This is a genomic window from Sphingomonas sp. SFZ2018-12 (assembly GCF_022496715.1).
In the GTDB taxonomy this organism is placed as follows: domain Bacteria; phylum Pseudomonadota; class Alphaproteobacteria; order Sphingomonadales; family Sphingomonadaceae; genus Sphingomonas.
Genome location: NZ_WTFM01000003.1, coordinates 190,471 through 206,818, shown reverse-complemented (window position 1 = coordinate 206,818; position 16,348 = coordinate 190,471). Strand labels below are relative to the sequence as shown.

Annotated in this window: 2 protein-coding genes (1 of these 2 cut by a window edge); both read left to right on the top strand. The window is 66.5% G+C overall.

Annotated elements, in window-relative coordinates; genetic code table 11:
- On the top strand, positions 1-15,134 hold the 3' portion of the coding sequence (locus tag GO308_RS14320; protein WP_240885928.1) for an SDR family NAD(P)-dependent oxidoreductase. 18,121 nt of this gene lie to the left of the window's left edge; only the last 15,134 of its 33,255 coding nucleotides appear in the window; its start codon lies beyond the left edge, outside the window; its stop codon occupies positions 15,132-15,134.
- Complete coding sequence (locus GO308_RS14315; protein WP_240885927.1) at positions 15,131-16,348, top strand: glycosyltransferase; 1,218 nt, start codon at positions 15,131-15,133, stop codon at positions 16,346-16,348. The genes GO308_RS14320 and GO308_RS14315 overlap by 4 nt, the downstream gene beginning before the upstream one ends.

The following is a 16,348-nucleotide window of genomic DNA, read 5'->3' as shown; positions in this document are numbered from 1 at the left end:
GGGTGATCCGTCCAGTAGTTGGCGCGGTATTCAGCTTCGACGAGGTGGCGCGCGCTTATCGGACGATCGAGGAACGCCGGAATTTCGGCAAGGTCGTCGTCCAAGTTCCGGTTGCGGCCGAAGCGGCCGGGCTTCCGGCGGAAGCATCCGGCGCGCGAGCGCAGTCCGGAGATATCGCACCGCTGGCTCCCGAACCGATCGCCATCATCGGCATGAGCGGCCGCTATCCCCGCTCCGAAAATCTCAATGCGCTTTGGGCGCATCTGGCGGCAGGCGTCGATCTGACCGAGCCGGTATCGCGCTGGCAGCTGCCGGCCGGGGACGGGAACGACGCGCCGTGCTGGCGCGGCGCATTCCTCGACGGAATCGACCAGTTCGACGCGAGCTTTTTCCAGATCACCGACTTGGAAGCGCTGTACATGGACCCCCAGCAGCGGGTCTTTTTGGAGGAAGCATGGCACGCGCTGGAAGATGCGGGCTATGCAGGAGCAGGGGTTGAAGAACGACCCTGTGGCGTCTTCGTCGGCGCGGCGTCGGTCGATTATGACGCACGCTTTGGTCACGACGCGCCGCCGCAAGCGTTTTGGGGCAACGTCGGATCCGTGATCCCGGCGCGGATTGCCTATCACCTGAATTTGCAAGGGCCGGCGGTCGCCGTGGATACCGCCTGCTCCAGCTCGCTGGTCGCCGTGCATCTTGCGTGCCAGAGCCTTTGGCTCGGCGAGGTGGAGATGGCTCTGGCCGGTGGCGTGTTCCTGCAGCCCGGCCCCTCATTCTACGCGTCCAGCATCGCCGCCGAGATGATTTCGCCGACCGGCCAATGCCGTGCCTTCGACGACAGCGCCGATGGCTTCGTGCCTGGCGAAGGCGTGGGCGTGCTGATCCTGAAGCGCCTGTCAGACGCGGTCGCGGCGCGTGACCACATCCACGGCATCATTCGCGGCATCGGCATCAATCAGGATGGCAGGACGTCAGGGCTCACAGCGCCCAGCGGTCGTGCTCAGACCCGCCTTCAGCGCGCCGTTTATAACCGTTTCGCCATCGAGCCGGCGTCGATCCAGTATGTCGAAGCGCATGGCACCGGCACGAGGCTCGGCGACCCCATCGAGTTTCGCGCGCTTGCCGATGCGTTCGGGGGCAGCTCCGCCCGTCAAAGCAGCTGCGCCATCGGCTCGGTGAAGACCAATCTCGGGCATACGGTGATGGCGGCGGGGGTGACGGGCATCCTGAAGATCCTGCTCGCGTTGCGGCATGGGCAGATTCCGCCGTCGCTGCACTTTTCGCGTCTGAACGGCGAGATCGAGCTCGAGCGCCCGCCCTTCTTCGTCAACACGCGCCTGACCTCCTGGTCCGCGCCGCATGGACAGCCGCGCCGCGCAGCCATCAGCTCTTATGGTTTCAGCGGGACCAATGCCCACGCCGTGATCGAGCAAGCCCCAGAGACGCGGCGGGTCCGACCGAGCCGGGGCCGTCACCTCATCGTGCTTTCGGCTCGCACACCGGAAGCGCTGCGCCGACAGGCCGCTCAGCTGGCCGCGTGGTGCGAGGAGCAGGGTGACGCCCATCCCGGCGATGTCAGCTACACGCTGTTGGTCGGTCGGAGACATTTCGACCACCGGCTTGCGGTCATCGTCGCCGAGGTGGGAGAATTGCGCGACCTGCTGACGGCATGGCTCTCGGAAGGCGTCACCGCCGGGCTGTGGATTGGACAAGCAAAAGTCCCGCCGCCCCGCGCCGGCAAGAACGCCATCGATGACCTTTCGGTCCTCGCGGCGCACTTCGTCGAAGGCGGCATTGTCGATGTTGTCCGCCTGTTCACCGACAGCGAGTATCGTCGCGTCCCGCTCCCTGGCTATCCGTTCGAGCGCCAATCCTACTGGGTCGACGCTGGCCCCGAAAACGTTCCGGATCGTGCGATCGCATCGGCCGCCGCACTGCCGGTGACGGGTGACGGCGAGCTCCGGCTATTGGTGCGAGAGCGGCGGCTCGAACCCGCCAGGCCGGACGCGCCCGATTTCGAGGTCCAGCGGCACTGGGTCTTCCTGGATCCCGGGCTTGCCGAGCATCAGCCCCGGCTCGCGGCGCTGCTGCCGCACGCGGATGTCGACGTGCTGGCGGAGCCGGGCGACGCCGGGTCGAGCGGCGCGGTGCTGCTCGCGGCGGCATTCGCGCGGTTAGTCGACAGGATCGCCGTGACGCTGCGCAACAAGGACCGCGGCAAGCTGCTCGTGCAAGTGCTCGCCGGCGACGTAGGCGACGGTCTAGCCTGGACACAGGCTCTGTCGGCAGCGTTCCGATCCGTGGCCGCAGAGGATCCGAAGTTCTTCGGGCAGGGCGTCACCGTCGATCGTGATGAGGCCAGCCCTGAACTCTGGACCGAGCGACTGCTCGAAAGCCGCCGAAACCCCTCGGACGACGAAGTCGCGTATGATCGCGGCGGGCTGAGGAGCGTCGCGACGTTGCGCGAGCACCCTTCTGCAAACCTTCCCGTCACGCCGCCTTGGAAAACAGGTGGCGTGTATCTGATCACCGGCGGGGCCGGCGGGCTCGGCTTGATCTTCGCGCGCGAAATCGCCCGCCACTGCGCGCACGCCACGATTGTTTTGACCGGCCGATCGAGTGTTCGACCCGAGCTGGAGGCGGCGTTGGCGCAACTGCGCTCGCCGTCGATCCAGGTCGAATACCGGATCGCCGACGTGACCAGCAAGCGCGACGTCGATGCGCTCGTGCGCTCGATCACGAGCGAACACGGCAAGCTCACCGGCGTGATCCACGCCGCCGGCATCTCCCGCGACGATTTCCTTATGCGCAAGCCCCCTGACGTCATCAGGGAGGTGCTGGCGCCCAAGACGCTCGGGATCGAGTATCTTGATCATGCCACGCAAGGGCTGCCGCTCGATCTGTTCGTCGCATTTTCCTCGGTGGCCGCGACGTTCGGCAACGCGGGACAGAGCGACTACGCGACCGCCAACGCCTTCCTCGACCGTTACGTGGAGTTCCGTGCGGGTCTGGTCGCTCGCGGAGCGCGACGCGGCAGAACCTTGTCCATCGGCTGGCCGCTCTGGGCTGAAGGCGGAATGGGGGCCGACCCCCGGCTGCGCGCCCAACTCGCAGAGCTTGGCGTGGAGCCGCTGCAGACGCAGCTCGGGCTGGAGGCGTTTTACCGAGCCGCCGCCTCTGAATGCGCGACCATGATCGTAACGCTCGCGCCGACGGCTGCGTCGCCGGCCGGGGAGGAGGTAGGCGCACACCGGGGTCAAGCGACGCCGTACGAAGTTGACCTAGCCAGCGGTGAGGGTGAGCCGGCCGAGTTGCTCGACTGGCTGATCTCGGTGGTGAGGGATGTGACGCTGCTTCCCTCCCACCTGATCGATCCCGGCGCCACCTACGACAGCTTCGGCCTGGACTCGCTGATGATCACGCGCATCCACCGCCGTCTCGTCGCCCGCTTCCCCGACCTTCCGAAGACGCTGTTCTTCGAACATCCGACGCTCCGCGACATTCGGGATCACCTGAAGACGTCCTATCCGGAACTGTGTGCGCCGAAGCGCGCGCAGGGACTGACCGTGTCGCCGGGGCCGGCCGTCATCACCGCGCCAACGCAAGACACCGGCGAAGAGATCGCGATTATCGGCATGGCCGGCACATATCCGGACGCGCCCGATCTCGACCGTTTCTGGGCCAATCTCGCCGCCGGACGCGAGTCTCTGCGCGAGGTGCCGCCGGATCGATGGTCACTTGCCGCAGAGACGTGCGCAACCCCGGAGACAGCGCGTCAGACCGGCAAGAGCTATTGCCGTGTCGGCGGCTTTCTCGACGGGTTCGCGCACTTCGATCCGCTGTTCTTCGGCATCTCTCCGACGGAGGCGCTGAGCATGGACCCGCAGGAGCGGCTGTTCCTTCAAACGTGTTGGCACACGATGGAAGATGCCGGCTATACGCGTGACGCCCTTCGCAAGCGGCACGGCGGCAGGGTCGGCGTCTTCGTGGGCGTCTGCAAGACCGGTTACGAACTGCACGGGCCCGCCATGTGGCGACAGGGTGAACAGGTTCACCCGCGCACGTCGTTCGGTTCGATCGCGAACCGCGTGTCCTATGTACTCGACCTGCACGGTCCGAGCCTTGCACTGGACACTATGTGCTCGTCCTCGCTGACGGCCATCCATTATGCCTGTGAAAGCCTGATCCGGAACGAGTGCGCGCTCGCCTTTGCCGGCGGGGTCAACCTTTATCTCCACCCCAGCGCGTATGCGACCTTGTGCGCGGCCGGCATGCTGTCGCCAACGGGTGCGTGCCGGAGCTTCGGCGCGGACGCCGATGGATTCATTCCGGGCGAGGGCGTCGGCGCCATATTGCTCAAGCGGCTGGCGCGCGCGCGTGCCGATGGTGACAACATCCACGCCGTCATTCGGGCAACCGCCGTAAACCACGGCGGGCATGTGCATGGCTACACCGTTCCCAACCCGCGCGCCCAGGGGGCGTTGGTCCGTGCCGCGATCGACAAGGCGGGCGTGCGGGCGCAGGACATCGGTTATGTCGAGGCGCATGGAACCGGAACGCCGCTCGGCGATCCGGTCGAGATCGCAGGCCTCGCCCAGGCATTTGCCGGCGACGACGCTGAGCCGGCGATCTGCGCGATCGGCTCGGTCAAGTCGAATATCGGCCACCTCGAAGCGGCGGCGGGAATCGCCGGAATCAGCAAGGTCGTGCTGCAGATGAAGCACGGCAAGATCGCGCCATCCCTCCATTGCGCAACGCCGAACCGCGACATCCGTCTCGACGGTACGCCGTTCCGCCTGCAACGCGAATTGTCCGACTGGGGCGATGGCGAGAGGAGGGGGGATCACGCCGGTCCCGCAATGCTTGCAGGCGTCTCTTCCTTCGGCGCGGGCGGGGCCAATGGGCACGTCATCATCGAAGCACATCGGGACGAACGTACCCGTGCCGCGGGACCTCGCGGTACGCCGATCCCCATCGTCTTGTCGGCGCGCAGCAGCGAACGTCTGAGGGCGCTTGCCGGTCGCCTCGCAGGATGGCTGCATGCGAGGCCGTCGGCCGGCGACGACCTTTTGGACATCGCTTATACGCTGCAGGTCGGCCGCGAAGCGATGCGGTATCGGCTGGGACTGCTGGTGATGTCCGTGGCCGAACTCGCTACCAAACTCGCCGCCTTCGCGCGGGACGGGGATGTCGCCGGCGCGCTTCAGGGCGACGGCTCCGCCATAGGCGCAACGCCGGGCTCACAGGCAGGCAGGACCACGCCTGAGGCGCTCGTCGACCGCCTGGTGGGGGCCGGTGATACCGTCGGACTGCTCGACCTGTGGGTAGGGGGGATGCCGGTCGACTGGGATCGGATCTATCCCTTTGCCAAGCCGCGTCGCATCTCCCTTCCCGGGTATCCCTTCGCCGAGGAATATTATTGGCCCAAGGCTGCGGCGGCCCCGCTCGGCGAGGCGGTCGACGGCGTGCGGGTCGTGTTCCCGGTCTGGCGCGCGCAGCCCCGGCCGGCGGCCGCGGCATCGCCGATGATCGCGAATGCGTCCGCCGCGGTCGCCTTCGGCCTAGATGCGCCGGAGGACGCCGGTCTGGTCCGACACTGGCTGCAACCGCAACCCGGTGCGACCGTCGATGCGCTTGCAGACGCGCTAGCCGGGTGTGGCCCGCTCGATCACCTGCTGCTGTGGCTGCCGGCGCGGACGGATGACAGCTTGGATGACGAGCTGTTGGCGGACCTGCAGGAGCTGATCCGCCCGTGTTTTCGCACTGTGAAAGCCCTGTTGCAGCGGGGTTATGGTCAGCGGCCATTCGAGATCACGGTCGTGACGCGCGGTGCCGTCGCGGCTGTGCCGGCTGATCTGGCAGACCCGGTGCATGCGGCGCTGCACGGTCTGTTCGGCGCGCTGGCGAAAGAGCAACCCGGCTGGCGGATCCGCGTGGTCGATCTGGGCGACGGGGACCGGCCGTCGCTCGCCGAGATCCTGAATGCGCCCATCGATCCGGAAGGCGGCTGCATGGCCGTGCGCCAGGGCCGCTGGCTTCGTCAAGCGACCCTGGTCGGCCGGCCGGAGACCTTTGGCGCGCCGCCGTTACCTTCCGGCGGCGTTTACGTCGTGGTGGGTGGCGCCGGACACATCGGCACCGCCTTCAGCGAGCGATTGGTGCGCGACCAGCAAGCTCAGGTCGTCTGGATCGGCCGCAGACCGATCGATCGCACCATCCAGGATGCGATCGATCGGCTCGCCGCGTTCGGGCCCGCGCCGATCTACATTCAGGCCGACGCGACGAACAGGCAAGCGCTCGAACGCGCCTACCAGCAAATTCGTGCCGCATTCGGCGAGGTGAACGGCCTTGTGCACGCGACCATCGTGCTCAGTGACGCTGCGCTCGCGAACATGAGCGAAACGCAGTTCATGGCGGCGCTCGAAGCGAAGTCGGTGACGGCGGTCAGGCTGGCGCAGGTCTTCGGCTCCGGCGAGCTCGACTTCGTCCTGTTCTTTTCGTCGATGCAGAGCTTCGGGAAGCTAGCCGGACAAAGCAACTACGCTGCAGGCTGCCTGTTCGCGGACGCCTTCGCACATCGTCTTCGCCGGCTTTGGCGAGGAACGGTCAAGATCATCAATTGGGGAAGCTGGGACGTGATCGACGGCAAGCCGATCTCGTCGATGATCGCGGCCAACATGGAGCGGGCCGGGTTGGGGCTGTTGACCGCCGGCGACGATGCGCTCGCCATCGATATGTTGTTGGCCGGGCCACACGACCAGTTCGGCTATTATCGCGCGAGCGGAGCGGCGCTCGCCAGGGAGTCTGCCCATTCCGGAGCGCCGCCGGTCGTGCTGCCGGTCACCGTCCCGCCTGCCGTCGCGCCTGGTGCCGATGTCCAGGCGGCACGCAGCGCCTTCCAGGCAAGCGAGGTGGGCACCGTCCTCGTGGCCAAACTTCGCGAGGCGCTCGGTCTAACGACGCAACCCGTGTCAAACCAGGAGCCTCTCGCCACTTACGGTGTCGACTCGATCACCGGCGTCCAGTTCATCCGGCTGGTCAACTTGGCCCTGCGGCTCGATCTCGACGTCAAAACGATTTATGACCATCCCTCGATCGCTTCGCTCACCGCACATATTCTGGCGACGTACGATCAACCGCCATGCACGGCGCCATCTGCGGCTGAGCCGGCCGCCGGAACGACCGCACCGCGGCCGTCGCCGATGACCGCGGCGCGAACTGCCGTTGCCCGGGCCGGGGCGGCACTCGATGACGCGATCGCGGTCGTCGGGATGGGTGCGCGGTTTGCGCGATCGACGGACGTACGCGCCCTCTGGCAACACCTTGTCGAGGGCACCGATCTTGTCGCCGCCACTGTCATTCCCCGCCGGGGGGAGGCTTGGCCGCCAGGCCAGACCTGCGGCTTCCTCGACGACGCCGAGATGTTCGATCCGCGCTTTTTCGGCATCGGGAAGGCCGAGGCGCGGCATATGGATCCGCAGCAGCGCATCTTCCTTGAGGAGGCCTGGCACGCGCTGGAGGACGCCGGCTATGCGAGCAAGGCCATCCGTGGCGCCCGGTGCGGCGTCTATGTCGGGCACAATGGCTCCGACTATCACCAACTCTTCAGCGGCGATCTGCCGGCCCAGGCCCTGTGGGGGAATGCAGCATCGATCCTGTCAGCCAGGATCGCCTATCACCTCGATCTGCAGGGGCCGGCGATCACGATCGACACTGCCTGCTCAAGCTCGCTGACGGCCATCCACCTTGCCTGCCAGGCCTTGAGGCAGGGCGAAATCGACATCGCCCTGGCGGGCGGCGCTCAGGTCTATTGCACGCCGTCGTTCCAGGTCGCCGCGGCCAAGGCGGGCATGTTGTCTCCCACCGGCCGATGCCACAGCTTCGACGCTCGCGCGGACGGCTTCGTTCCAGCCGAAGGGTGCGGCGTGCTGGTGCTGAGGCGGCTCGCCGACGCGATTGCCGCACGCGACACGATCTACGGCGTCGTACGGGCGAGCGCCACCAACCAGGACGGCGCAACTAACGGCATCACGGCGCCTAGCGGCCTCTCGCAGGAGCGGCTGCAGCGCATGGTGTTTCGCGAAGCGGGGGTTGCTCCGCGCGACGTTCAGCTGGTCGAGGCGCACGGCACCGGCACCACGCTGGGCGACCCCATCGAATTCGGGGCATTGGCATCGGTGTTCGGCGAGAGCACCGGCGAGACCGGCTTCTGCGCACTCGGCTCGATCAAGTCGAACCTCGGACATACGCTGGCTGCCGCCGGAGTCGCGGGCGCGATCAAGGTGCTGCTGGCGCTCCGCAACGAACAAATTCCGCCGTCCGTGCATTTCGATCAGCAGAACGATCGAATCGACATCGAGAACAGTCCGTTCTTCGTGCCCCGGTATGCGCAACCCTGGCCTCGCTTGCACGACCGCGTGAGGCTTGCCGCCGTAAGTTCCTTTGGCTTCAGCGGAACCAATTGCCACATGCTGATCGGCGAGGCGCCGCCGGTGCCGCCCCGTGCGACATCGCCGCGGCCCTGGCTGATCGCGCTATCGGCCAAGGGCGCCGGTGAACTGCGCGAGGCGGCAATCCGCTTGCGCGACCATGTCGCCGGCACCGCGTCGGAGATTGCGGATATCAGCTATACGCTGGCCATCGGCCGGCATCATTTCGGCCATCGGCTCGCTTTCGTCGTCGAAACGGCGGCCGAACTGCGCGCGGCGCTGCAGGTCTGGCTTGACGGATCGCCGATGCCGGACGGGTTCGCCGCGAGCCTTAGCGAGAAGGACATGCAGGCGGCGGCAGACGGCGTCAATCGTGCCGCGGCCGCGATCGAGACATGCCGCGCCGCCGGTATCAAACCGGTGGATCTCCGCCACGCGCTCGTCGAGCTCGCTCGGCTGCACATCGCGGGCTGTCCGATCGACTTCGAAGCCTTGTTCGAGGGGCTGCAGGTCGGCCGCGTGCCGCTGCCAGGATATCCATTCCGCCGCGAGCGCTGCTGGGTCGAGCCCGCAGTGCAGATTGCGCTCACGATCGACGCTGATGCCCCGCACCTGGGGGATCATGCCGTGCGTGGTCGGCGGACTCTCCCCGCCGTCGCCAGCTTGGGCCTTGTCGTCGCCGCGTTCCGGCAGGCGGAGGAGCTGGGGCACGACGTGGACCTCAGCGATGTGGTCTGGCTGAGCCCCATTGCGATCGACGCCGGCGCCCGCTCCCTGACTTTGAAAGTGCAGGGGAGCGGTGAGGGCGGGTGGACGTTTGATGCCCGTCAGGACGAGGGTGACGACCACATCTGCTTGCGCGGGCGGGCAAGGCTCCGGCGTCCCGCATCCGACGTCGTGCGAATCGAGGACGCGCTGCGGCAATGTGGGCACGTCGTTGCCGATCAGGATATGCGCGACGGCCTGCGACCCGCCGCTGCCGAGCCGAGCGCACCGACGCGCATCGTCGACGGCGTGGCCCTTGGCGAGCGCGCTGTACTTGCCCGTTTCGGTGCGGAGCGGCTGGTACCGGGCGATGCCCCGGAGGTCGGGCTGAGCCCGGCGTTCTTCGACGCCGCGTTGCGGGCCTGGGCCGCGTTCGGGGCCCGCGTGGATGGTGCCGCGCCAGCCACTCCCGTCCCGTTCGCACTTGCCGAGCTGCAAATCGTGCAGTGGGACCAGCCGCCGCGCTGGGCGTGGGTGCGACAAAGCGACGCAGCGAATGCCGACATTGACGGGCTCGACATCGATTTTTTCGCCGCCGACGGCGCGGCGATCGCCTCATTTCGCCGCCTTGCTTTGCGGGATGCTCCCGCCAGTGCCGCGCCGCTGATGCGGCCAGGCGACCGGGCAATTGCCGAAGCTGTGGACCCTGCGCCCCCCGCAGCAGACCAACCGGTGCGAGCGCTCACGCTGGAGCCCTGCTGGATCGAGGTCTCGCATGAGGCGCATGTGACGGCCAAGGCCACGCTGGTGCTCGCGGGTTCGGAACAGGCGGCCGCCTGGGCTCGCGCTGATCTGCCCGACGCGCGGATTCACATCCTGTCGCCTGCAGCGCCGATCGAGGAAATCGCCGAGCTGCTGGAGGACGCGGCGGGCGCCGGACGTATCGTGTGCTGTCCCGTCTTCGACCCGTCCAGCGTCGAAGCCGACGCGACCGCTGCCGCCACGCACATCTTCCGCGTCGCCAAGGGGCTGCAGCGGAGCGGCCTCGCTCGCCCCGGTCTCGAGCTCGTCGTCGTGACGCTGGGAGGCGCAGCTGTTCGCCCAGGCGAGCGTGCCATGCCCGATCAGGCCGCCGTTCACGGTGTTGTCGGCTGCCTGGCGAAGGAATGCTCCGATTGGCGAGTCGCAGCGGTGGACCTCCCGTCGTGGCAGTCGGCCACGCTCGCAGAGATATTGCGGCGTCCCGCGACCCCTGACGGCGATCTGTTCGTGAACAGGGACGGTGTCTGGCTGCGACGCGCGTTCGTCGAACGGCAACTCGCGGGCACAGGTGCCGCTGCGTTTCGCGAAGGCGGCGTCTATGTCCTGATCGGCGGCGCCGGAGCGCTCGGCGGCGTGCTGACCGAACATCTCGTCCGCCGCTACCGGGCGCATGTCGTGTGGGTCGGTCGGCGCCCGCTCGATGACGAGATCGCGCAGGGCATCGCCCGCCTTGCGGGGTCCGGACCGCCCGTGCGCTATGTCGAAGCGGACGCCCGGGATTGTGCCGGCCTCCGGCGCGCTTTGGATACTGTTCTGCATGCCCACCCCTTTATCGATGCGGTGGTGCATGCGGCGCTGGTGATGGCGGGCAGCGACATCGCCCATCTGTCGGAGGAGAGATTTGCCGATGTGTTCGGCACCAAGGCCCAAATTTGCCGCAGCCTCGCCCAGGTGGCCCGCCCCGGCAAAATCGGTCAGGTGCTGTTCTTCTCGTCGATCCAATCCTTTCAACGGACCGCGCGGCAAGCGAATTATGCCGCCGGTTGCGCGTTCAAGGACGCCTTTGCCGACAGTCTTGCGGACCTGCTGAACTGCCCCGTCAGGATAGTGAATTGGGGCTATTGGGGCGGGGTCGGCGTTGCCGCACGGCTGCCCGCCTTCCAGAATTGGCTGAAGCAAGCCGGCATGAGCTCGATCGAGCCCCAGGACGGCATGGCGTTCCTGGAAGCCTTTCTGACGTCGCCCCTCCGGCAGGCAGCATATGTCAAGCTCCGTGACGGGGCTCAGCTTCGGGGGATCACCGTGATCGAGGAGACCGAAATGACGCATGATTATCGCCAAGGCTCCCCGATCGAGGCGCTGCCGGCAACGGCGTCGCCCGCGCGGACGTCCGCGGTGCTCGCGGAGATGGCACGCTTTCCGAGTGCCGACTTCGAGCGCATGCTGGCGCGGCTGCTGGGTGCGGAATTGGGCCGGATGGGGCTGTTCGATCGGGACCGCATAGACCCGGCGAATTGGCCGCGCGCGCATGGGCTGATCGATCTGTATCAGCCGTGGTTCGAGGAGAGTCTGCGCGCGCTCGACCGTCAGGGCCTGATCGTGCGCGATCAGGCCGGGTATCGACCGCCGCATTCCTCAGTGCGAGCAGATGATGTCTGGGCCGAGTGGGCGGAGCGCAAGCGGGTGTGGCGCGATGTGCCGCAGCTCGAACCCTTCATCGCTCTCGTCGAACACACGCTGTCGCGGCTGCCCGACATCCTGACCGGCAAATCCGCCGCAACGGAGATCATGTTCCCAGGCTCCTCGCTGCGCTTGGTCGAGCCGATCTACAAGGACAATGCGGTCGCCGATTATTTCAACGAGGTGTTGGCCGACGCGCTCATCGCGCTCGTGCGGAACCGGGCCGGCCAGGATGGTAACGCCGGCATTCGCATTCTCGAGATCGGGGCCGGTACCGGCGGCACCACCGCCATCTTGCTCCCGCGGCTTGAGCCTTATGCCCGGTCGATCGCTGAATATCGCTACACCGATCTTTCCAAAGCCTTCTTGCTGCATGGCGAGCGGGCCTACGGCCCAGGCGCGCCTTATTTCCGCACCGCGATATTCGATGCCGAACAGTCCCCTGAAGCCCAGGACATGCCGACCGGGCATTTTGACGTAGTGATTGCGGCCAATGTCCTTCACGCCACCCGATCGATCCGGCACACGCTTCGTAACGTGCAGGCTTGCCTGAAGCCTGGCGGGCTCCTTTTGCTGAACGAGATGTCCGCGAACAGTCTGTTCTCGCACCTCACTTTCGGTCTCCTGAAAGGATGGTGGTTGAGCGAGGATCCGGACCTGCGTGTCGAGGGATCGCCCGTGGTTTCCCAGCAGAACTGGGCGACGGCGATGCGCGAGACAGGGTTCGGAACGATGCTGTTCCCCACCGAGCAAGTACGGCACCTCGGCCAACAGATCGTGGTGGCGGAGAAAGAGGCGGGGACGGATCGCAGCATGGCATCGCTTAGGGTCCCGGTAGCGGAGCCCGTCCTGAGCGCCGAGCCACGGCCGGCTGCGAACCTCGAAATGCGCGAAGAGGTACGCCTGGTGGTGCTGGCCGAGCTCGGTCGCACGCTCGACTTGGACAGCAGGGACATCGACCCGGATGTCTCATTTGCCGACTATGGTCTCGACTCGATCCTCGCGATCGCGACCGTCGACGCGCTGAACGATCGGCTGGACCTGGAACTTACCAGTACCAGCCTGTTCGAGCAGAGCTCGGTCAACCTCCTCATCGAAGCCATCATGCGCGAACTCGCGGACCGCCGCAGCGCAGCGCGGGGCGATGTCTTGCCGTCCGTTGCTCAAGTGCCGGAAGCGCCGGCGGCTTCTGCGCATCCTTGGGCAGCGGAGCTCGAAGCCCCTCCGCCGCCGCCCGCCCTCGTTCCCCACAAGCCGTTCGACGCGCAGGCGACGGTCGCCTCGCCTGCGTCCGTCTCCAAACAGCCGCATCAGCGCGCAGCCGAGCCGATCGCGATCATCGGCGCGAGCGGCCGATATGGCAGCGCCAACAGCTTGAGTGAACTCTGGGCCAGCCTGTCGAACGGCGAGGAGCGCATCGAGCCCGTCACGCGCTGGGACCTGGCCGAGAGTTACGGCGTCCCCGCCGGCGCGCCCGACCATTGCTGGCATGGCAGCTTCTTGACCGACATCGACTGTTTCGATCCGAGCTTCTTCAATATCTCGGCGATCGAAGCGACCTTCATGGATCCCCAGCAGCGCCTGTTTCTTGAGGAAAGCTGGACCGCGTTGGAAGATGCCGGCTATGCCGGGCCGGCGATCGAAGGTCGGCGCTGCGGCGTCTATGCCGGGCAGAATGGCGAGGACTACCGCGGCTTTTGCCGGGGCGAGGTGCCGGCCCAGGCAATGTGGGGTAATGCGGCCGCGATCCTGTCCGCCCGCATTGCCTATTACCTGAACCTCAAAGGCCCGGCGATCACGATCGACACGGCCTGTTCAAGCTCGCTCGTCGCCGTGCACCTCGCCTGTCAGGCGCTTCGGCTCGGCGAGGTCGACATGGCGATCGCCGGCGGCGTGGCCGTCCGGTGCACACCCGAATTCTACCAGGCGACCGCGACGACCAAAATGGTGTCGACCTCCGGCCATTGCCGGCCCTTCGACGCACGCGCTGATGGCTTCATCCCAGGTGAAGGGGTCGGTGCCATTGTCCTGAAGCGGTTTTCGGACGCCGTGGCCGACGGCGACCACATTCATGCATTGATCAGAAGCTCGTGCCTCAATCAGGACGGCACCACCAACGGCATCACCGCTCCAAGCGTCGGATCGCAGGAGGCGTTGCACCTCGCAGCGTTCGAACTCGCCGCGATCACGCCCGACCAGCTCCAGCTTGTCGAGGCGCATGGCACCGGGACGAGGCTGGGCGATCCGATCGAGCACGAGGCGCTGACGCGCGCCTTCCGCAGATACACCGACCGAACCGGCTTCTGCGCGCTGGGGTCGGTAAAGGCGAATGTCGGGCATACGACCGCCGCCGCAGGAATGGCGAGCATTGCCAAGGTCATCCTGGCGCTGGATCATCACGAGATTCCGCCAGCTCCGAACTTCTCTGCCCCGAACCCTCTGCTCGACCTCGACAGCAGCCCGTTCTTTGTGAACACCCGGCCCCTCGAATGGGCACAACCCGCCGACGGGCCGCGCCGCGCTGCGATCAGCTCGTTCGGGATCAGCGGAACCAATGCACATTTGATCGTGGAGGAAGCGCCGCAGCGGCCGGCTGCGCACCATGTGGCCCCGTCCTATCTCGTCGTGCTCTCGGCGCACAGCGAACCTCAGCTCACCGAGATGCTCAGCGCGCTCGTGCGCCGATGCAGCGAGAACCCCTCACTGAACTGTGCCGATGTCAGCTTCACGCTGCTGACCGGGCGCAAGCATTTGCCGCACCGGCTTGCATTGATCGTACGCGACACCGCTCATTTGGCCGAGGCGGGGAGGCAGTACGCGCAATTCGGTGAAGCGGCAGACATCTACCGCTCCGCCTCGGTACCGAAACGACCTGAACAGGCGTCTCTGCTGACTGCATTCGGCAATCGGTGCATCCAGGATTGTGCGGACGGAGCGATCGGCACCGAATACACGGCAAGGCTGCGGACCGTCGCCGAGTTGTTCGTGCAGGGGTACCACCTGGAGTTCTCGGCACTGTTTCCAGCGGGCACAGGGCGTCGAGTGTCGCTGCCGACATATCCGTTCGCCCGTGAACGCTATTGGGCGACCGACGCCGTTGCGCCGAATGCGAGCCGCCGCGCGCCAGAGCACCCTTCGGTCGTGTTGCCTCGCGACGAGGGCGCGGCCGCGTCGGCATATCGGCAGGCTCTCGAGGTCATCTCGGCGTTCTTCCTTGAAGACGTGCGAGTGCCCAAGGCGAGGCTCCGCCATGACGAGGAGCTTCGAGCTTATGGCATGGACTCGCTCATCGGCATGCGCCTTTTGGGCAGGCTGGAAACGGCATTCGGCGTTTCGATCGCCAATAGCGAATTGATCGAGTTGCCGACGATTGCGGCTTTGGCAAAAGCCGTCGCCGATCGGATCGACGCCGGCGCGAGCAGCGGTGATGCAACGGAAGCCCCCGGACTGTCCGATGCCGAACGTCGCGCAACCGAGATACTGACGCAGTATGAGCGTGGCGAGCTCGATCTGGTCGCGGCCGAGGCCATGCTCGTCGAAATCGCGCTAGCCGCATGAGCGAGCGCCGCCCCATCGTCCTCGTCACGCTCGGGTCGATCGGCGATCTGCTGCCGTTTCTCGCCGTCGGCAAGGCGCTGCGGAAGCGTGGGCACGCGGTGATCGTCGCAACACATGACGAATATGAAAGCGCGTGCCGAATGCTCGGGCTCGGCTTCTGCGGCATTTGGGATGGGCAGCAGTCACGAAACGTGTTCCGGCACGTGGCCACCAGCAGTCCGACCGAGATCTGGGCCCGGGTTCGCGACGAGTTCTTCCTGCCCGCGATGGAGCCGACCTTCGCCGCGGTCGAAAGGCTGATCCGCGCGCACAATGCCGTCGTCGTCGCGGCCTGGTCGGCCGGCGGGGCAGGCGTGGCCTGCGAGGCGACCCGTGCGCCGTTCTACTCGGTGTATCTTTCACCCCATGCCCTGGTCGCCGAGGCGGACGCAGAGTTTCGCTCTGCGCTCGATCGGTTCCGTCGCAGCAAGGGCATCCCGTCGGCGGGCCCCCAACGTGAACGCGCGCGACTGGCCCTTTTTCCTGGCTGGTTCCACCCGCCCGAGCGGCCGTGGCCGGCAGATGTCCAGGCGATCGGCTTCCCGTTTCTCGACGATGCGTTGTTGCCGGTATCGTTATCGAAACTGCGGCCGTTTCTTTCCGGCGGCTCACCACCGTTCGTGTTCACGCCCGGCAGTTTCATGAACCAGGCGGACGCGTTCTTCGCGATGGCGGTGGATGCGTGCGAAGCAACCGGCCGCCGCGCGCTGTTCCTCACGCCCCATCGCGAACAAATCCCCGCCGCCTTACCTCCGTCGATCATGCACCTCGACTACCTGCCGCTGCACCGCGTGCTCGGCGCCTGCGCCGGGCTGTTTCACCATGGCGGGATTGGCACCTGCGCGCAGGCCCTGCGCGCCGGAACCATGCAGATTTTGAGTCCGTTGTTCTTCGACCAGTTCGAGAACGCCCGGCGCATTGAACAATTGGGTGGCGGGGTCGTGCTGGATCGCGGCAGGCTCAGTGCGCAGACCATCATCGACATGATGGATCAGGCGACGGAACTGGCCAAGTCTGACGCGACCGGCGAAGCGACCCGGTCGCAGCTGTTCCCAAACTGGGAAGGAGCATTATTCCAAATCTTGGAGGATTCCGATGACGCGCTGCGCAGGAGCGACGGTTCGACAATGCAGACGTTTGAACCGGGCATCGAGGTAACTGAGCAGATTCAGTGA

What these genes read in the sequence shown, in the direction of transcription:
- GO308_RS14315 (WP_240885927.1), top strand. Translation starts at nt 15,131, where the DNA reads ATGAGCGAGCGCCGCCCCATCGTCCTCGTCACGCTCGGGTCGATCGGC.